The sequence below is a fragment of the Xanthomonas sp. NCPPB 2866 genome, from assembly GCF_041475745.2.
Classification (GTDB): domain Bacteria; phylum Pseudomonadota; class Gammaproteobacteria; order Xanthomonadales; family Xanthomonadaceae; genus Xanthomonas; species Xanthomonas arboricola.
Genome location: NZ_CM192975.1, coordinates 1232182 through 1250094, shown reverse-complemented (window position 1 = coordinate 1250094; position 17913 = coordinate 1232182). Strand labels below are relative to the sequence as shown.

The 17913-nt window shown below is 67.8% G+C and carries 17 protein-coding genes; 5 read left to right on the top strand and 12 right to left on the bottom strand.

The annotated features are described in order from the left end of the window. Window positions 1–25: 25 nt before the first annotated feature. From ACCQ04_RS05470 to ACCQ04_RS05430, 9 genes are all read right to left on the bottom strand, one after another. Window positions 26–1381 (bottom strand): aminodeoxychorismate synthase component I, encoded by a 1356-nt coding sequence (locus ACCQ04_RS05470; protein WP_226426728.1) that lies wholly within the window; start codon window positions 1379–1381, stop codon window positions 26–28. Window positions 1382–1562: 181 nt separating this feature from the next. After that, window positions 1563–2798: a beta-ketoacyl-ACP synthase II gene (gene fabF / locus ACCQ04_RS05465; RefSeq protein ID WP_024938455.1), complete on the bottom strand. Its 1236-nt coding sequence runs from the start codon at window positions 2796–2798 to the stop codon at window positions 1563–1565. Window positions 2799–2939: 141 nt separating this feature from the next. Beyond that, the gene (gene acpP / locus ACCQ04_RS05460) at window positions 2940–3179 is read right to left on the bottom strand and encodes an acyl carrier protein (RefSeq protein WP_002814322.1); all 240 of its coding nucleotides are present in this window, start codon (window positions 3177–3179) and stop codon (window positions 2940–2942) included. Window positions 3180–3334: 155 nt separating this feature from the next. After that, entirely contained in the window at window positions 3335–4078 is a 744-nt protein-coding gene (fabG, locus tag ACCQ04_RS05455) for a 3-oxoacyl-ACP reductase FabG (protein WP_226426729.1), read from the bottom strand. 82 nt (window positions 4079–4160) lie between these two features. After that, window positions 4161–5105: an ACP S-malonyltransferase gene (fabD, locus tag ACCQ04_RS05450; RefSeq protein ID WP_039523903.1), complete on the bottom strand. Its 945-nt coding sequence runs from the start codon at window positions 5103–5105 to the stop codon at window positions 4161–4163. 104 nt (window positions 5106–5209) lie between these two features. After that, window positions 5210–5992, bottom strand: coding sequence for a BUD32 family EKC/KEOPS complex subunit (locus ACCQ04_RS05445; protein ID WP_226426730.1), 783 nt, complete (start codon window positions 5990–5992; stop codon window positions 5210–5212). 60 nt (window positions 5993–6052) lie between these two features. Continuing rightward, on the bottom strand, window positions 6053–7030 hold the full coding sequence (locus ACCQ04_RS05440) for a beta-ketoacyl-ACP synthase III (protein ID WP_024938452.1): 978 nt from the start codon (window positions 7028–7030) through the stop codon (window positions 6053–6055). A 90-nt stretch (window positions 7031–7120) separates the two neighbouring features. After that, window positions 7121–7315, bottom strand: a complete 195-nt coding sequence (gene rpmF / locus ACCQ04_RS05435) for a 50S ribosomal protein L32 (protein ID WP_003483870.1) — start codon at window positions 7313–7315, stop codon at window positions 7121–7123. A gap of 97 nt (window positions 7316–7412) precedes the next feature. Next, window positions 7413–7922 carry a YceD family protein gene (locus tag ACCQ04_RS05430; RefSeq protein WP_046341941.1) on the bottom strand — a complete coding sequence of 170 codons (510 nt, stop codon included), beginning with the start codon at window positions 7920–7922 and terminating at the stop codon, window positions 7413–7415. A gap of 110 nt (window positions 7923–8032) precedes the next feature. Between ACCQ04_RS05430 and ACCQ04_RS05425 the strand changes: the two genes are divergently transcribed. Further along, on the top strand, window positions 8033–8608 hold the full coding sequence (locus ACCQ04_RS05425; protein WP_226426731.1) for a Maf family protein: 576 nt from the start codon (window positions 8033–8035) through the stop codon (window positions 8606–8608). Window positions 8609–8786: 178 nt separating this feature from the next. Here ACCQ04_RS05425 and ACCQ04_RS05420 read toward each other — a convergent pair whose 3' ends face one another. Genes ACCQ04_RS05420 through ACCQ04_RS05410 form a run of 3 tightly spaced genes read right to left on the bottom strand, consistent with a single transcriptional unit; the run spans window position 8787 to window position 13464 of the window. Beyond that, entirely contained in the window at window positions 8787–10619 is a 1833-nt protein-coding gene (locus ACCQ04_RS05420) for a hypothetical protein (protein ID WP_226426732.1), read from the bottom strand. After that, a complete protein-coding gene (locus ACCQ04_RS05415) occupies window positions 10619–11614 on the bottom strand; it encodes a glycosyltransferase (protein WP_226426733.1) in 996 nt (331 codons plus the stop codon). The genes ACCQ04_RS05420 and ACCQ04_RS05415 overlap by 1 nt, the downstream gene beginning before the upstream one ends. An 8-nt stretch (window positions 11615–11622) precedes the next feature. Beyond that, window positions 11623–13464: a glycosyltransferase family 39 protein gene (locus ACCQ04_RS05410; RefSeq protein WP_226426734.1), complete on the bottom strand. Its 1842-nt coding sequence runs from the start codon at window positions 13462–13464 to the stop codon at window positions 11623–11625. A 36-nt stretch (window positions 13465–13500) separates the two neighbouring features. Between ACCQ04_RS05410 and ACCQ04_RS05405 the strand changes: the two genes are divergently transcribed. From ACCQ04_RS05405 to ACCQ04_RS05390, 4 genes are read left to right on the top strand one after another with little or no spacing between them, the layout of a single operon-like run. Then, window positions 13501–14454, top strand: coding sequence for an AAA family ATPase (locus ACCQ04_RS05405; RefSeq protein WP_016902524.1), 954 nt, complete (start codon window positions 13501–13503; stop codon window positions 14452–14454). 6 nt (window positions 14455–14460) lie between these two features. After that, the gene (locus ACCQ04_RS05400) at window positions 14461–15417 is read left to right on the top strand and encodes a DUF58 domain-containing protein (protein ID WP_039515942.1); all 957 of its coding nucleotides are present in this window, start codon (window positions 14461–14463) and stop codon (window positions 15415–15417) included. After that, window positions 15410–17362 (top strand): transglutaminase TgpA family protein, encoded by a 1953-nt coding sequence (locus tag ACCQ04_RS05395; protein WP_226426735.1) that lies wholly within the window; start codon window positions 15410–15412, stop codon window positions 17360–17362. The genes ACCQ04_RS05400 and ACCQ04_RS05395 overlap by 8 nt, the downstream gene beginning before the upstream one ends. Next, window positions 17359–17892, top strand: coding sequence for a Slp family lipoprotein (locus ACCQ04_RS05390; RefSeq protein ID WP_024938444.1), 534 nt, complete (start codon window positions 17359–17361; stop codon window positions 17890–17892). The genes ACCQ04_RS05395 and ACCQ04_RS05390 overlap by 4 nt, the downstream gene beginning before the upstream one ends. Window positions 17893–17913 lie beyond the last annotated feature (21 nt).

Genomic DNA, 17913 nt, shown 5'->3' with positions numbered 1-17913 from the left:
CGCCGGTGATGTCCCGTTGAAGCGCTCATGCCTGGTCGAAGGCGCGCAGCACGCCGCGCGCCTTGGCGCGGGTCTCGTCCAGTTCGCGCTGCGGGTCCGAATCCACCACGATCCCGGCGCCGGTGCGGAAATGCACCTGCTCCCCGGCCACCTCGGCGGTGCGGATCAGGATATTCAGATCCATGTCGCCGTCGCGATTGAGCCAGCCGAATGCGCCGGTATAGGCGCCCCGCGCGGTGCGTTCGAGCTCGGCGATAATCTGCATGCAGCGCACCTTCGGGCAACCGGTGATGGTGCCGCCGGGAAACACCGCGGCGATCGCCTCGCCCGGAGTGACGTCGGCGCGCAGACGGCCGCGTACATTGCTGACGATGTGGTGCACGTGCGCGTAGCTTTCCACGCCCATCAGCTCGTCCACCTCCACCGTGCCGGGCGCGCAGATGCGTCCCAGGTCGTTGCGCTCCAGGTCGATCAGCATGACGTGCTCGGCGCGCTCCTTCGGATGGCCGACCAGCTCGCGGATGCGTGCGGCATCGTCGTCGCCAACAAAGCGCGCACGGGTACCGGCGATCGGGCGCGTCTGCACCACATCGCCCTGCACCGACACCAGCCGCTCCGGCGAGGAACTCACCACCGCGCGTCCTGCCGCAACAAACAGGCCGGCAAACGGCGCGGGATTGGCCGCGCGCAGGCGCGCATGCAACGCCGCCGGATCGACCGCCGCAGCGAACCTCGCATGCCAGGCGCGCGAGATATTGGCCTGGAACACATCGCCGGCGCGCAGATAATCGAGCACGCGCTCCACTGCATCGGTGAAGCGCTCCGGCGCGTCCTCATCGACAGCCAGCGGCCCGACCCAGCCGGGCAATGGTGGCAATGCGGCGCAGGCGGCGATGTCCTCGACGATGCGGGTCAGCAGATCCTCGCGGCCCGGCTCGGCCAGCGCGATGCAGCGGCCTTGTACCCGGTCGCGCAGCACCGCGGCGGGCGCACGCAAGGCCAGTGCGCTCGGCAGGCCATCGCTGCGCGTGGGCAACTGCAGAATCGGTTCGACCTGCGCGGCCAGTTCGTAGTCCAGCAATACCGCCCAGCCGCCGCGAAACGGCCAGGGGCTGGTCGCATCGTGCGGCACGCGCTCGGCCTGCCAGGCCGCATCCAATGCCTGCAGAAAGCCGCCGTCCAGCACGCGTCCATCGCCGTCGCGCGTGCGCCCATCGGCATCCAGCCGCAGGCGTGCGCCGTCTGCAAGCAGCAGCACATCCCAGCGACCGTGCGCGGTGCCGGAGGCGGTGGATTCGAGCAGTGCCGGATACCGCTGCGGCGCCAGCCGATGCAGCGCCAGCAGGTCGATGTCGGCGTGCAGGGGTCTGGTGAGCGTCATCGGCCGGTTGGGCGTGGGGTGCTAAGAGGCGCCGCCCTGCGAGAGAGGCAGGGCACACATGGAGAGAAGGATCAGCTCGCGGAGCGACGTTCGGCCGCGTACACGCGCCCTGCCCGACCGCCGTAACCTGCGTGCGGCGTGTACCGCGAAGCATTGTTCGCGGTACACCAACGCCGGGACGTCAGACGCGCTTGAACACCAGCGTGCCGTTGGTGCCGCCAAAGCCGAAGCCGTTGGACATCACCGCATCCACCTGCACCTCGCGCGCCACGTTCGGCACGTAATCCAGGTCGCAGCCTTCGCTGGGCTCTTCCAGATTGATGGTCGGCGGAATGATGCCGGTATGCAGCGCCATCACCGAGAAGATCGCTTCCACGCCGCCGGCCGCGCCGAGCAGGTGGCCGGTCATCGACTTGGTCGAGCTGACCATGGTCTTGTAGGCGTGGTCGCCCAGCGCGCGCTTCATCGCCAGGGTTTCGGCCAGATCGCCCAGCGGCGTGGAGGTGCCGTGCGCGTTGAGGTAGCCGATCTGCTCGGGATTGAGCTTGGCATCACGCATCGCCGCGGCCATGCTGCGCGCCGCGCCCTCGCCGTCTTCGCTGGGTGCAGTCATGTGGAAGGCGTCGGAGCTGGCGCCGAAGCCGACCAGTTCTGCATAGATGCGTGCGCCACGCGCCTTGGCGTGTTCGTACTCTTCCAGCACCAGCACGCCGGCACCGTCGCCCAGCACGAAGCCATCGCGCTGCTTGTCCCACGGACGCGAGGCGCCGGTCGGGTCGTCGTTGCGGGTGGACATGGCCTTCATCGCGCAGAAGCCGCCCACCGAACTCGGCGAGGAGCCGCGCTCGGCGCCGCCGGCCAGCATCACATCGGCGTCGCCATGCTGGATCATGCGCATCGCGGTGCCGATCGAATGGTTGGAGGTGGCGCAGGCCGATACGGCCGAGAAGGTCGGGCCTTTCAGGCCCTTGATCAGGCTCACCTGGCCCGGCAGCATGTTGATGATGGTGCTGGGCACATAGAACGGCGAAATCTTGCGCGCGCCGCCCTCATGGAATTTGATGGTCTGCTCTTCGATACCGAGCAGCCCGCCGATGCCGGAGCCGAGAATGGCGCCAACGCGTTCGGCATTGCTTTCGTCGATTTCCAGGCCGGAGTCGTCTAGCGCCATGAACGAGGCACCGACACCGTAATGGATGAACGAATCCATCTTCTTGACGTCCTTGGCGGACACAAAAAGCGTGGGGTCGAAATTCTTGATCTCGCCGGCGATCTTGGTGGTGAACTGCGAGGCATCGATCTGCGTGATCGGGCCGATGCCTGAGCGCCCGTGGATGATTCCATCCCAGCTGGTGGCCAGATCATTGCCCAGCGGCGACACCATGCCCATGCCGGTAACGACAACACGACGACTCATTGCAGATCTCCTCACCACGGAACGGACGGTGCTTGCAGTTTGCGGATGACGCTTGAAAAACACAGGGCCGCATCAGCGGCCCCATGGAATGTCTGACGCAGCAGCGGCTTGACGCACGCCACCGCCGTCAGGAACAACGCATCAGCTCTTGACGTGAGCCTTGACGTAGTCGATCGCCTGCTGGACCGAGGTGATCTTCTCAGCCTCTTCGTCCGGGATCTCGCACTCGAACTCTTCTTCCAGCGCCATCACCAGCTCGACGGTGTCCAGCGAGTCGGCACCCAGGTCATCGACGAACGATGCGCTGGTGGTGACTTCCTCTTCCTTGACGCCGAGTTGTTCGACGACGATTTTCTTGACGCGTTCTTCGATGGTGCTCATTGGGGATATCGCTCCAGATGGAGTAGTGGTGGTACGAAAAAAACGCCATCGGGCTGCGATGGCCGCGTTGGATAGTGTAGTGGAAGCGACCGAGCCTTGCATTGCATCACAAGTCCCGGCCGATCAGCCACTTAGCGCCTCCCGGCGCCGCACGCTCACGGCATGTACATGCCGCCGTTGACGTGCAGGGTCTCACCGGTGATGTAACCGGCGCTCGGGCCGGCCAGGAATGCCACCGCGTTGGCGATGTCGTCCGGCGCGCCCAGATGCCCGAGCGCGATCTGCTGCAGCAGGGCGGCCTTGGCCTCCTCGGGCAGCGCCTTGGTCATGTCGGTATCGATGAAGCCGGGCGCCACCACATTCACGGTGACCCCGCGCGAGCCGATTTCCTTGGCCAGCGACTTGGAGAACGCGATGATGCCGGCCTTGGCCGCAGCGTAGTTGGTCTGGCCGGGGTTGCCGGTCACGCCCACCACCGAGGCGATGTTGACGATGCGGCCCTTGCGCGCCTTCATCATGCCGCGCATCACTGCCTTGGAGGTGCGGAACACGCTGGTCAGGTTGGTGTCGATGATCGCCTGCCAGTCGTCGTCCTTCATCCGCATCAACAGGTTGTCGCGGGTGATGCCGGCGTTGTTGACCAGGATCGAGATCGCGCCGAATTCCTTGCCGATCGCATCGATCAGGCCATCGACCGCCGCAGCGTCGGTGACGTTGAGCTCGCGGCCGTGGCCGCCCTGGGCAGCCAGGCGCGCGCCGATCGCCGCAGCGCCGGAGGCCGAGGTCGCGGTGCCGATCACGGTGGCGCCCTGGGCGGCCAGCGTATCGGCGATGGCCGCGCCGATGCCGCGACTGGCACCGGTGACGAGGGCGATCTCGCCCTGCAGAGGCTTGCTCATGAATGCTGTTCCTCGAGTGGGGAGCTCGCGACCGCAGCCGCGAACGGTGAGGGCTGCCGGCAGCGCCGGCAGGTGCGTCGAATCAGTGCGTCCACGCCTCGAGCGCGCCGGCGTAATCGCCAGGCGTGGCCAGCGGACGGGCGTCCAGGCTCTTGTCGATGCGCTTGATCAGCCCGCTCAGCACCTTGCCGGGGCCGCATTCGGCGACCCGGGTGATGCCCTGGGCGGCCAGCGCCTGCACGCAGCCGGTCCACTGCACCGGCAGGTACAGCTGCTCGGCCAGCGCCTGGCGGATCGCATCGCTGCCGGTGTGCACGCGCGCATCGACGTTCTGCACCACCGGAATCTGCGGCGCGTGCCAGCTCAGTCCGGCCATCGCTTCGGCGAGCTGGTTGGCGGCATCGCGCATCAACGGGGTATGCGAGGGCACGCTCACCGCCAGTTTGACCGCCTTGCGCACGCCGCGCTCGGCCAGCAGGGCCAGCGCGCGATCCACCGCCGCCGCATCGCCGCCGATCACGATCTGACCGGGCGAGTTGAAATTGGCCGGCACCACCACCTGGCTGCCGGCCGCCTCGGCACAGACCTCCAGCACCAGCGCATCCTCGGCGCCCAGCACAGCCGCCATCGCGCCGACACCGGCCGGCGCGGCGGCCTGCATGAACTGGCCGCGCAGCCGCACCAGGTGCGCGCCGTCGTGCAGCGACAGCGCGCCGGCAGCGACCAGCGCGGTGTATTCGCCCAGGCTGTGCCCGGCCAGGACCGCCGGGCGCTGCCCGCGCTGCGCATTCCACAGCCGCCACACCGCCACGCCAGCGGCCAGCAAGGCCGGCTGGGTGTACTCGGTGCGGTTGAGCATCTCTTCCGGGCCGCCCTGGGACAGCGCCCACAGGTCGACGCCGGCGCCTTCGGAGGCTTCGGCGAAGGTTTCGCGGATCTGCGGATGCAGCTCGGACAGTTCGGCCAGCATGCCCAGGGACTGCGAGCCCTGGCCGGGGAACACGAAGGCGAGAGTGGATTCGGTCACGCGTTGCTGCCTACAAAAATCGAGCCGGGATGATACGTGCGAAATCGCCCCGGCGTCTGTACTGCCGCGTATGCAAGGCCCGTCCGGCGCGACCGCCGGCACACTTACAGCAAGGCGTTGAGCAAGTCCATTTCGCCATCGGCGAGCCAGTCCACGCACATCACCAGTACCAGCACCACGGCCAGGGAGGTCGCCGCGTGGATGGCCAGGATGGCGCGCGCCAGCGCCCCGGCCGAGCGCCCCAGGCGACCGGTGAGCTGCGCAAACCGCTGCAGGCGCCCGGTCACCACGTGCGCATGCGCCGCCACCGCCGGGCCGGCCGCATCGAAGGCGCCCGTCATCAACCGCTGCAGCACCTCGCGGCGGCCGCGGTAGTACCTGGCCACGCCGTAGCCGAACACCAGCCAGTCGCGCGCCTGGGCCTGAGCCAGGTCCATCACTTCCAGCGGGTCTTCTTCGAAATCGATGAAGCCGACCGCCTGCCCGTCGAAGGTCATGTTGCGCGGAAGCGGCTGGCCGAAATACGCGCCATCGCGATGGGCAGCGGCAATGGCCGCTACCGCCAGCGCGATCAGGCGGTCGCGCTCGGGCGCGTCGGCCTCGCGCAGGCAGCTGGCAAAGGAACGGCCGTTGTCGCTGAGCACCAGGGCCGCCTGCCCGCAACCGACCACGCGCGGCACATTCACCGCCTGCGCCTGCAGTTCGCCGAGCCGGCGCGCTTCCAGATCGCGCGCGGCATCGCCACCACGGTGCGGCGGTGGGCGCAAGGCGTCCAGGCCCCAGCGGCGGGCGACGAAGTTGAGTGCTCCGAGCGAGACCGCCCGGCTGTCGCGGCGGTACTGCTTCAGCCAGACGCGCTGTCCGGCGATGACGATGGGTTCTGCCATAACGGGTCCGTCCCTGACGCTGTCAGGCATCGCCGGCGGACGCGGCGCTGCCTGCGGAACTCAGTAGCGCAGCAGCGCCGAGCCCCAGGTAAATCCACCACCGAACGCTTCCAGCAGCAGCAATTGACCCCGCTGCACGCGGCCGGAGCGGACCGCTTCGTCCAGTGCCAGCGGCACCGAGGCCGAGGAGGTATTGCCGTGGCGATCCACGGTGACGACCACCTGCTCCATCGGCAGATCCAGCCGCTTGGCGGTGGCTTCGATGATGCGCAGGTTGGCCTGGTGCGGAATCAGCCAGTCCAGGTCGTGTTTGTCGTAGCCATTGGCGGCCAGGGTCTCGTCGACCACCGAATCCAGCGCCTTGACCGCGTACTTGAACACGTCGTTGCCCTTCATCAGCAACGCGCCGCCGCCGTTCTTGCCTTCGCCGAAGCCCACCGACACGCCGACCGGATCCCACAGCAGCTCTTTCTTGCTGCCATCGGCATGCAGATGGGTGCTGAGGATGCCGGTGTCTTCGTCGGCCTTGAGCACGACCGCGCCAGCGCCATCGCCGAACAGCACGCAGGTGGTGCGGTCGGTCCAGTCGACGATGCGGGTCAGGGTTTCGGCGCCCACCACCAGCACGGTCTTGGCATCGCCGCTGCGCACGAACTTGTCGGCCACGCTGAGCGCATAGACAAAGCCCGAGCAGGCGGCGTTGACGTCCATCGCGCCACACCCGACATTGCCCAGCCGCGCCTGCAACAGGCAGGCAGTGGACGGGAAGATCAGGTCCGGAGTGGTGGTGCCGACGACGATCAGGTCGAGCTCGTCGGCGGTGACGCCGGCCGCTTCCATCGCCTTCAGCGAGGCGAAATACGCCAGGTCGCTGGTGGTCTGGTCGTCGGCGACGATGTGACGCTCACGGATACCAGTGCGCGAGAAGATCCATTCATCGCTGGTGTCGACGATCTTGGACATGTCGTCGTTGGTCAACACCTTTTCGGGCAAATAGCTACCCGTGCCCGCGATCCTGGAATAGATCCGCTTGCTCATACTGTTCCCTGTTGCAAGAGCCGCGGTGGTCGGCGGCTCCGGAAGAAGCGAGGGTCACCCGGCAGCGTCGAACGCGCCGGGTGCCACGAATCAATCTTCTTGGACGGCCGACGACTTGGTCGCAATCACCTTCTTGCCACGGTAGTAACCGTCAGCGGTGATGTGGTGGCGCAGATGGATCTCGCCGCTGGTCGGATCGGTCGACAGCTGCTTGGCGGTCAGGGCATCGTGCGAACGACGCTGGCCGCGACGCGACGGGGTAACTCGGGATTTCTGCACAGCCATGGGATTGCTCCAACTTAAGTTCGATAACTTGTCTGTCGAGTCGAACAGGACGCTTCACGCCCGCGCCGACCTGTCTTTCCGCCCTTCACAGCGGCGGTTACTGTTTTTTGAACGCTGCCAGCGCCGCGAACGGACTGGCCTTGTCTTGCTCTTCCTGGGTCGGAACCCACTCGGCCTCGACGGCTTCGCTACCCGGCGCCATCGGCACCACCGGTATCGACAGCACCAGTTCGTCCTCGACCAGATCCGCGGCCCGCAGCATGCCATCTTCCGGCACCAGCAAGGCCTCGTACTCGGCCGGCAACGCAGCTTCGTCGGCTTCGTCACGGATCAAACCAAGACGCTGTCTGATTTGCACCGGATACAGAAAACGCTGCAGGCTGCGCTGGCAGGCCAGCGGAAGCTCGACATCGACACTGAGTTCGACATAGGCGACCTTCAACAGGTCGTCATGATCGAACTGGAGCGAATAGACACACTCGCCCTCGGTATCGACCAAGCTCCCTTGCAGGCGGGTCATCGCAGAGAGCGGGATGCGGCCATCGAAGCGCCTGCGCGCTACGACCATCCGCCAAGCATCCAGCATTTCGGGTACGTTCGCGGACATAAGCCGCAGAATGTTAAAGACCCGCCGACGCCCTGTCAAATACCCCTATTCACGCGCCTCGCAAGGCGCCAACGCTGGCAGACTTCCCTGCCCGTCCTGTGCAGCGCCCCATGATGCCACGCCTGATTCTTGCCTCCACCTCTGTCTATCGACGCGAGCTGCTCGGCCGGCTGCGCCTGGAGTTCAGCACCGCCCGGCCGGAGGTCGACGAGCAGGCGCAGCCTGGGGAGCGCCCGGACGCGCTGGCCAGCCGGCTGGCTGCCGAAAAGGCAGCAGCGGTGGCTGTGCAGGCGCCCGACGCCTGGGTGATCGGTTCGGACCAGGTCGCCGACCTGGACGGCCTGGCCCTGGGCAAACCAGGCACGCTGGAGCGGGCGCATGCGCAGCTGACCGCGATGTCCGGCCGCGTGGTGCGCTTCCATACGGCAGTGAGTCTGGTCGGCCCTGGCCGCACTGCGCACGCGCTGGACCTGACCGAGGTGCAGCTGCGCCCGCTGATGCCCGCCGAAATCGACCGCTACCTGGCCGCCGAGCCGGCGCTGGATTGCGCCGGCAGCTTCAAGTGCGAGGGCTTCGGGATCAGCCTGTTCGACGCCATTCGCTCGCAAGACCCCACTGCCCTGGTCGGTCTGCCGCTGATCGCGCTGGCACGGCTGCTGCGGCAGGCGGGGTTCGAGATCCCATAAGAATTGCCATGCGGCCAAGAGTGAAGACCGCGCACGCACAGAAAAGATCGGGCACAAGCAAAACTCCCCAATCTCGAATCTCGAATCTCGAATCTCGAATCTCGAATCTCGAATCTCGAATCTCGAATCTCGAATCTCGAATCCCCAATCCCCAATCCCTGCACCCAGGCACGCAGCCCTAACCGGGCCGAGTCAACTCACAGAACTGATACGGATAATCAGCCTGCCCCACATGCGAGGACAGCGTGCGGCAGCGCGCAGGGTCCAGCGTCAGCCCGTACGCGGCCAGGCGCTGCTGCGCGGCCTCGCGCACGGCACGGTCGGCGGCGGCGATGTCCAGCGCCCTGCCCTTGGCAACGTGGAGCACGCAGCGGCCCGGCTGCGATGCATCCAGTTCGGCACGCAGTCCGCGCGCGATCAACCAGCGCAGGCGCGTGCATTGCGGTTGCACGCTCCAGCCCAGTTGCTGCGCCCAGCGATTCATCCGGTCGATCCGCAGCTGCTGCTTGTCGCGCGCCGCGCCCAGCACGGCGTAGAGCTGCGGCCGCTCGGCAATCAGCGTGCGCACGCGCTGCCGGTACTGGTCGGTCTCGGCGATATTCGTCGCCACACCGATATAACGCGCCTGCCGCGGAAGCAGCGACACCCGCCAGGATTGCGGCTCGTCGCCGACCAGCAACACCGTGGAGGCGGCAGGTTCGCCCATCGCCGGCTGCTGTACCTGGAAGCTGTCGCGTGCCCAGGCTTCATGCCCCCAATCCTTCCACCCAACCACCGCAACCAGGGCGCATAGCCCGATCAACCAGGCCGCCTTGCGATCGGCGCGTGCGGCAAATGCGTGCCCGCACACGATCCAGAGCACCAACGGCGCAAGCAGCTCCAGCACCACCAGATAGCGATGGATGCTGAAAATGGCCTGCCACAGCGCGTACGCAACGCCGAAGAACACCAGCAGGACCACGGCCGAGCGATCCAGCCCGACCTGCCGCACCGGCCGACGCAGCAACCCGCGCCCTGCAGCGACCAGCGTCACCGCATACAGCACCGCCCAACCGGCCTGCACCAGACCGAGATCGCCGATCCGCTGCGGCTTGAAGGTAAACAGCAGCGGCCAGATCAGCTGCTCGCCGAGATTGCGCGGCAACCACCGCACATCGGCGATCGACACCGGCTGCGCCAGCGGCGATTTGAAGACTCCGTTGAACTGCGGAAACAGCGGATTGCCCAGGTGCTGCCAGACCTGCCAATACCAGGGCCCGGCCACCAGCACCAACACCAGCGCCGCAACGCCGGAAAGCACACCAAGGCCCAGCACGCGGGAGCGCAGGCGCCCGCCATCGCACAGGACCGCCGGCACCAGCGCCAACGCGTAGAGCGCATTGGTGAGCTTGAGCGAGACGGCCAGGCCGATCAGTGCGCCGGCGATGGCCCATCGATGCACCGCATGCGCGCCCTGCCGCGCCCGCGCCTGCGCCGACAACACCAGCGCCAGCGCCGCCAGCACCGGGATCGCGCTGGCGGTGTCGCCCATGGTGCCGCCGAGCTCGGACAGAAACACCGCGCTGCACATGCCGGCCACTGCAAGCAGCGGTGCCCACTGCGCGCGCCGCGTTTGCCCGGCCAATACGCGCCATGCCACTGCCGCCACCGGAACGAACACCAGCGCATGCAAGCCGCCCAGCAGCAGCCCGGCCACCGGCCCGGGAAGCTGCAGCATCAGCCAGGCATGCAGCACATCGAGCAATGGGCTGAAGTAACTCTGCATCTGCGCCGGCGCCAGATCCACGCCCAGCCGGTCGTGCGCCCAGGCATCGCCGATATAGAGGTGGTAGTTGCGCAGGTCCCAGTTGGCGTCCTGGCCCAGCCCAAGCGAGAGCAGCGCACCCAGCAGCACGACCGCCGTCACCGCCGCGGCGATCTGGCGTGGTGAATGAAAGCCGAAATGGCGATCGGCCCAGCCCAACAGCCGCTGTCGCCGACCCACCGGCGTCGATGTCGCGATGGCTGCCATCAGCGGGCGGCTCCAGGTGCACGCGCAGCGACAACAGTGGCGACGCCCGGCTCGGCCAGATACGCCAGATGCTTGGCCTCGACGCGTCCGCGCGTGACCGTATCCAGGATCAGCCCGCACGCCAGCAACAGGAAACCCAGCAGCATCAGCGCCACGCACAGGATCGCCGTGGGAAACCGCGGCACCAGCCCGGTCTGGAAATAGGTTTCGAACAACGGAATCGCCAGCACGATCGACAACGTGGCGCTAAGCACAAAGCCGATGGAGAAGAACAACAACGGCCGCTCGGCCTTGAACAACTTGGCGATGGTGGTGAGGATGCGCCAGCCATCGCGCCAGGTATTCAACTTGCTTTGCGAGCCCTCCGGGCGCACACCGTAGGCGGTTTCGACCTCGGCCACCGGCATGCGCAGCTGCAATGCGTGCACGGCCAGTTCGGTTTCGGTTTCGAATCCCTGCGCATGCGCAGCGAAGGATTTGACGTAGCGCCGCGAGAACACCCGATAGCCGGACAGCATGTCGTCGAAACTGCGTCCGAACAGTAGCCCCGCGCACCGCGTCAGCAACACGTTGCCGACGCGATGACCGGGCCGATACGCAGCCTGCTGCTGATCGCGGCGCGCGCCGACCACCATGTCCAGGCCTTCGTCGATCAGCTTGCGCACCAGCGCCGGTGCGGCGGCCGCATCGTAAGTCGCATCGCCATCGACCAGCACATAGATGTCCGCTTCCACATCGGCAAATCCACGCCGCACCACATTGCCCTTGCCCTGCAGCGCCACGCGGCACACCTGCGCGCCTGCCGCTGCGGCGATCGTCGCGGTGGCATCGCTGGAATTGTTGTCCAGCACATGGATCGCCGCGCCCGGCAGGGCAGCGGCAAACGCAGTGACCACCGTGGCGACCGTCGCCGCCTCGTTATGGCAGGGCACCAGCACGGCGATTCGGATCCCGGGCAAAGGCACGGGAGGGGCAACAGTCATGGCGTCGGTCATTGCGTGATCTAAGGTGCGGAAACGGTGATGGGCTGTTCCCACCAGTCCTCGACGCTGCCGTCGTGGCCATGCAGGCGCAGTCCCAGCCAATGCGTGCCCGGCGGCAGCGCATGCGTGTCGAAGGTGGCGTTGAAACCGACGTTGGGGTGCTGCGGGTCGGTGGAGATCTTCCAGTAGGGGCGCACATCCAGCCGCGCGCCGTACTCGGCCTGCGCGACCGGGCGCCCGTCCAGCAGCAGTTCCACCTGCGACAGCCCGACGCCGTCCTTGAATGCCCAGCCGCGCACCTGTACCTGCCCGGACACGCGCACGTCCGGCAGCGGCGTGTCGATCCAGGCCATCGCCGGGGCGATGCACGGCCCGGGCTGGCGTTGCGCCGGCAGCGCGAAAAGCAGGAAGCGCTGGTAGCCGTGATCGGTGGACACAACCGTGGGCGGCGGCAGCGGCCCGACCATCTCGCAGATGTCGTGATAGCGCTTCAACAGGTCGCGGTAGCGCTGATCGCTGGGCGAGAGCACCAGCAGCCGCGGCCCGGTGCGCGTGCCGTCGCTGAGCAGCCCCCACTGCTGCAACTGCGCGCTGCGTCCGTGCTTGTCGTTCAACTCCGCGCGCAGCACTTCCACGTTGGCATCGTGCAGTTGAAAGCCCAGCTCGGCACCGACCTTGAAGTTTTCCGCCAGCACGCGCGTGCCCGGCGGCATCTGCGCGAGCCGGAGCTCGACCGCGCGCGCCAGATCCTTCCACCCGGCAAAGTTGCGCGGATAGTATTTTTCGCCGGCCGCATGCGCGCGAATCGAGGGCACCGACACGGCCAGGTAATAGCCGTACGCACCCAGGGTGCCGAGCAGCGCAATCGCCCAGGCCGCGCGACGCAGCGTATGCGGCCAACGCATCAGGATCACCGGCACCGCCACCAGCAAGGCCAGGTAGCCCGGCAGCGGCCAGTGGAAGCTGATCCGCTCGGCATCGCTGAAGAAGCCGAGCACGAAGATCGCCACGGTCGAAATCCCGCCCAGCAGGCCGAAATACCGCCATTGCGCACGCGAACCGCCACCGGCGCGCGTGCCGGCCAGGCCGACCTTGAGCATCGCCCAGGCCAGCAGCGGGGTCACCAGCACCGCCTGTATCAGCAAGAACCACAGCCCGGTGATCTGAAAGCGCCAGGGATGCCGGTCGACCAGCTGGAAGCGCAGCCCGGCCTCGTCATGCTCGGTATTCCAGAACAGCAGCGGCAGCCAGCTCACCGCACCCACCGTCAGCGCCATCCAGATGCGCGGGTCGCGCATGACCGCGCGCCCCTGCGGAATGCACAGCAGCGCGATGCAGCCCACCCCGATCACCCCGGCAAAGCGGTAATGACTGAGCGCGCCGATCACCAGGCCGATGGCGAGCTCGAGCGCACTGGTGGCATCGACCTCGCGCAGCAGCCGCGCGCCGGCATCCATGCACAGCACCGCCGCCAGCGCCATCGGCACATCCGGCACCGCCAGAATGCCAAGCGTGGCCGACAACGGCATCAGCAGGGTCAGGCTGCCGGCCTGCCAGCCCAGCGTGGAGCCGAACCAGCGCGTGGCGATATGCGCGATCAACCAGGGAATCAGCGCGGCAATGGCCAGAAACGGCAGGCGCAGCGCCAGCAGATGATGCCCGCCCAGTTCCACGCCCAGCCGCGCCAGCCAGGCGGTCATGCCCGGCAGATCCGAATACGCGGCGGCCAGATGCTGGCCTTCCTGCCAGTAGAACGCCTCGTCGACGAACAGCGGCAGCCGCGCGGCGATCAACAGCTTGACGGCCGTCGCCAGTGTCCACAGGATCACGAAGGTGCGATGTGCGCGTTGGTCCCCTTGCATTGCCCTGTGCACTCTTCTTCCACCTACGGAATTGTGATGTCGACACCGCTGCGTTCCACGGAAATGCTAACCGATGCGCTGCGCCAATCGCTGCGGCGCGCACAAGACCAGGTCAATTCACTGCTGCTGGGCAAGGCGCAGGAAGTGCGCCTGGCGTTCGTGGCACTGCTGTCCGGCGGACATCTGCTGATCGAAGACCTGCCCGGCCTGGGCAAGACCACCCTCGCCCACGCAATGGCCTCCAGCCTGGGGCTGGGCTTCCAGCGCGTGCAGTTCACCTCCGACCTACTGCCGGCAGACGTGCTGGGCGTGTCGGTCTACGACGCCGCCTCGCGCCAGTTCCAGTTCCATCCAGGCCCGGTGTTCACCAACGTGCTGCTGGCCGACGAAATCAATCGCGCCCCGCCGCGTACGCAAAGCTCGCTGCTGGAGGCCATGGCCGAACAGCAGGTCACGCTCGACGGCGTCACCCATGCGTTGCCGGAGCCGTTCTTCGTGATCGCCACGCAGAACCCGGTCGATCTGTCCGGCACCTTTCCGCTGCCGGACTCGCAACTGGATCGCTTCCTGCTGCGGCTCAGCCTGGGCTACCCCAGCGCCGACGCCGAGCGCGCGTTGCTGTCGGGCGTGGATCGACGCGAGCTGATCGCCCAGGCCGCACCGCAGCTCAGCGACGCCGACGTGGTGGCGCTGCGCACGGTGGTGGGCCAGATCCATACCAGCGATGCGCTGATCGGCTATGTGCAGGCCTTGCTGCTGCGCAGCCGCCAGCACGCCGGGGTGCGCGTGGGGCTGTCGCCGCGCGCCGGCATCGCGCTGCTGCGCGCGGCCAAGGCCTACGCGCTGCTGCTCGGGCGCGAGCACGTGCTGCCGGAAGACGTGCAGGCGTTGTTCGTGGCGGTGGCCGGGCACCGGCTGGTGCCGGAAGCCGAATCCTCGTCCGGGCCGGCGCTGGCCAAGGCGCTGCTGCACAGCGTGCCGGTGGACTGACCCCAGGTGCGTGCGCACGTGCGCGGCATCGGTCGCCGACTCAGCCTGCTGGCGCGTCCGCGGGGCGCGGAGGCCTTGCCGATCGTGCTGGATCGGCGGCGCATCTACGTGCTGCCGACGCGCTTCGGGCTGTTCGTCACCGCCTTGCTGCTGGCGATGCTGCTGGGCGCCTTGAACTACAACAACAACCCGGCCCTGCTGCTGGCGCTGTTGCTGGCCACCGCCGGGATTGCCAGCAGCATCATGGCGCACCTGCAGTTGTCGGCACTGCGCGTCGAGGCGGTGTCGGCCGAACCGGTGGTCGCCGGCGAACCGTTGCGCATGCGGGTGTCGCTGGCACGTCGCGACAGCCGCGCACGGCGTGGGCTGCGCCTGGATCACCTGGACAGCAGCGGCTTCTGTGCGTTGCTCGAGCACGACATGGCCGAGGTCGACCTGCCGGTGCCCACCGAGCGGCGCGGCTGGCAGGACATCGAACGCATCCGCCTGTCCAGCACCCAGCCACTGGGGTTGGTGCGCGCCTGGTCGTGGGTCTGGCCGGAGACACCGCTGCTGGCCTATCCCAGGCCCGAGGAACAGGGGCCGGCATTGCCCGAGGGCGCCGGATCGCCCAACCAGACCCGCCTGCACCCGCAAGGCGAGGAACTGCACCAACTGCGCCCGTATCGCGCCGGCGATGCGCCACGCACGATTTCCTGGAAGCACTCGGCACGCCGCGACAGCCTGCTGGTGCGCGAATACGAGCAGCCGCTGGGCATCGAAGTCACGCTGGACTGGCGCACGCTCAACGCGTTGCCGTACGAGCGCCGCATCGCGCGGCTTGCCCGCTGGGTCAACCTGGCCGAGCGCGACGGGCGGCGCTACCGCTTGCTGTTGCCGGGCCAACCGCCGCTGGGGCCTGCACAAGGTCCGGCCCACCATCACCTGTGTCTGCGCGCCCTGGCCCTGCTTCCCCATGACTGAGCCGTCCGTCCCGATCACCCAGGCCAGCCGCGCCTGGGTGCTGGTCACCAGCTGGCTGGCGCTGGCACCGTTGCTGTTGCAGCTGCCTGGCCCGCTCGCCGGCACCATTGCCGTGGCCGCCGTGCTGGTCGGGGTGCTGAGCTGGCGCGGCACCGTGATTGCACCGGTGCGGCTGTTGCTGGTGGTGGCGATGCTGGGTGCGGTGTATTGGCAGATCGGCATGCGCTTCGGTCGCGACACCGGCTGCGCGGTGCTGGCCGCGATGCTGGCGATCAAGGCCTCCGAGCTGCGCACCTTGCGCGATGCGCGCAGCCTGCTCGGCTTTGCGTTGTTCGCCCCGTTCGCGGCGTTTCTGCTCGACCAGGGGCCGGCGACGATGGGGCTGGCGCTGCTGGCGGTGGTGAGCGCGCTGCTGAGCATGCAGCGGCTGGCCGACGAGGAACACCGCACCGCCACGCCTGCGCTGCGGATGCAGTTGCGCGGCATCGGCAAGCTGGTCGCCATCGGCGTGCCGCTGGCCCTGGCCACGTTCTGGCTGCTGCCGCGCCTGAGCTCGCCGCTGTGGGGCGTGCCCGAGCGCGCGCTGTCACGGCCCGGCCTGTCGGACAACATGTCGCCGGGCGAATGGATCGACCTGATGGCCGACGACAGCCCGGCGCTGCGCGTGCAGTTCACCGGCAACGCGCCACCGCCGCAGCAACGCTACTGGCGCGGGCCGGTGATGTGGGACTTCGATGGCCGGACCTGGCAGCGCGCGCGCTGGACCGGCCGCGGCCAACCCGCCTCGGTCACCGCCGGGCCGCAGCGCTATCGCTATCGCCTGGACTACGAGCCCACCGATCGTCGCCAGCTGGTGTCGCTGGACCTGCCCACGCAGGCGGTGGCCAATGCCGAGCTGTCACCCGACTACGAACTGTTCGCGCAGCGGCCATTGAGTGCGTTGACCCGCTGGGAGCTGCAATCGGCGCCACCGGCACGCTTCGACACCGACCTGCCCGACCAGTTGCGCAAGCGCGCCCTCGCCCTGCCGCCGGGCTTCAATCCACGTACGCTCGCGCTGGCACGGCAATGGCGCGCGGAAGCCGGCAGCAACGACGATGCCGTGGTGCAGCGCGCGCTGCAGTGGATCACCCGCGACTTCGCCTACACCCTGGATACCCCCCTGCTGGGCCGCAACAGCGTCGACGAATTCCTGTTCCAGCAGAAGGCCGGGTTCTGCGAGCACTTCAGCTCTTCGTTCGTGGTGCTGATGCGAGCGGCCGGCATCCCGGCGCGCGTGGTCACCGGGTATGCCGGCGGCACCTACAACGGCTTTGGCAATTACTGGGTGGTGCGGCGCATGGATGCGCATGCCTGGACCGAAGTCTGGCTGGCCGGGCGCGGCTGGGTACGCGTGGACCCCACCGCGGCGGTGGCGCCGGAACGCATCTACGACACGCTGGAAGACCGCGTGCAGGTCGGCGCGGGCGACAATTTCGCCCAGCTCGGCATGTGGGCCAGCCTGGGCCAGGTCAGCGACCTGCTGCGCCGCGGCTGGAACGATCTGGTGCTGTCCTTCGACGCCGACCGCCAGCAACGGCTGCTGCAACCCTTCGGCATCGATCGCCTGGACAGCTCGCAGCTGGCCGCCATCTTCGGCGTGTTTGCGGTCAGCGCGCTGGCGTGGATGGGCTGGCTGCTGGCGCGCGGCGAGCGTGAACGCGACCCGCTGCTGCGCGCCTGGCATCGCCTGGGCCGTCGCTACGGCAAGCTCGGCCTGGCCCGCGAACCGCACGAACCGGCCATTGCCTGGGCGCAACGTGTCGCCCGTTCACACCCGAATCCGGCATTGTTGGCACTCAGCCAACGTTTCGCTGCCGCGCGCTACGCTGGCGCTGATTCGGACAGCGCCTCACTCCTCAAAGATCTGCAGCAGCATCGCCCGCGAACCGGAGCTTCCTCATGAGTACCCGCTTTCTTCTTCCCATTGTCGCCGTGCTCGGGCTCGCCGCCTGCGCGACCGCGCCCAAGCCGCTGCAGGGTCAGTTCCCTACGGTCAGTCCGAGCGATTCCACCGCCAGCGCCCAGGTCGGCACGTCGGTGCGCTGGGGCGGCAAGATCATCCAGACCAAGCCCGGGCAGGGCCAGACCTGCTTCGAGCTGATCTCGCGTCCGCTCAATGCCAGTGGCCGTCCGGACCGCAACGCCGTGGACGCCAGCGATGGCCGCTTCCTGGCTTGCCGCTCGGGCTTTTACGACCCGGCCGTGTTCGAGCCCGGCCGCGAAGTGACCTTCATCGGCAAGATCGAAGGCTACGAAACCACCAAGATCGGCGAGTACGACTACAAGCTGCCAAAGGTGAATGCCGACGTGGTCTACCTGTGGCCGGTCGTGCGCGAGGTGGATGTGGTGCCGGCCTACCCGTACGGCCCGTGGGGCGACCCGTGGGGCCCGCGCTGGGGCGGCGGCTGGGGCTGGGGCCGCGGCTGGTGGTAATCGACCGCTGAGTCAGTGACA

Bases quoted from the DNA above. Each gene is read 5' to 3' on its own strand.
- ACCQ04_RS05470 (WP_226426728.1), bottom strand. From the start codon at position 1,381: ATGACGCTCACCAGACCCCTGCACGCCGACATCGACCTGCTGGCGCTG.
- fabF (WP_024938455.1), bottom strand. From the start codon at position 2,798: ATGAGTCGTCGTGTTGTCGTTACCGGCATGGGCATGGTGTCGCCGCTG.
- acpP (WP_002814322.1), bottom strand. From the start codon at position 3,179: ATGAGCACCATCGAAGAACGCGTCAAGAAAATCGTCGTCGAACAACTC.
- fabG (WP_226426729.1), bottom strand. From the start codon at position 4,078: ATGAGCAAGCCTCTGCAGGGCGAGATCGCCCTCGTCACCGGTGCCAGT.
- ACCQ04_RS05445 (WP_226426730.1), bottom strand. From the start codon at position 5,992: ATGGCAGAACCCATCGTCATCGCCGGACAGCGCGTCTGGCTGAAGCAG.
- ACCQ04_RS05440 (WP_024938452.1), bottom strand. From the start codon at position 7,030: ATGAGCAAGCGGATCTATTCCAGGATCGCGGGCACGGGTAGCTATTTG.
- rpmF (WP_003483870.1), bottom strand. From the start codon at position 7,315: ATGGCTGTGCAGAAATCCCGAGTTACCCCGTCGCGTCGCGGCCAGCGT.
- ACCQ04_RS05430 (WP_046341941.1), bottom strand. From the start codon at position 7,922: ATGTCCGCGAACGTACCCGAAATGCTGGATGCTTGGCGGATGGTCGTA.
- ACCQ04_RS05425 (WP_226426731.1), top strand. From the start codon at position 8,033: ATGATGCCACGCCTGATTCTTGCCTCCACCTCTGTCTATCGACGCGAG.
- ACCQ04_RS05420 (WP_226426732.1), bottom strand. From the start codon at position 10,619: ATGGCAGCCATCGCGACATCGACGCCGGTGGGTCGGCGACAGCGGCTG.
- ACCQ04_RS05415 (WP_226426733.1), bottom strand. From the start codon at position 11,614: ATGACCGACGCCATGACTGTTGCCCCTCCCGTGCCTTTGCCCGGGATC.
- ACCQ04_RS05410 (WP_226426734.1), bottom strand. From the start codon at position 13,464: ATGCAAGGGGACCAACGCGCACATCGCACCTTCGTGATCCTGTGGACA.
- ACCQ04_RS05405 (WP_016902524.1), top strand. From the start codon at position 13,501: ATGTCGACACCGCTGCGTTCCACGGAAATGCTAACCGATGCGCTGCGC.
- ACCQ04_RS05395 (WP_226426735.1), top strand. From the start codon at position 15,410: ATGACTGAGCCGTCCGTCCCGATCACCCAGGCCAGCCGCGCCTGGGTG.
- ACCQ04_RS05390 (WP_024938444.1), top strand. From the start codon at position 17,359: ATGAGTACCCGCTTTCTTCTTCCCATTGTCGCCGTGCTCGGGCTCGCC.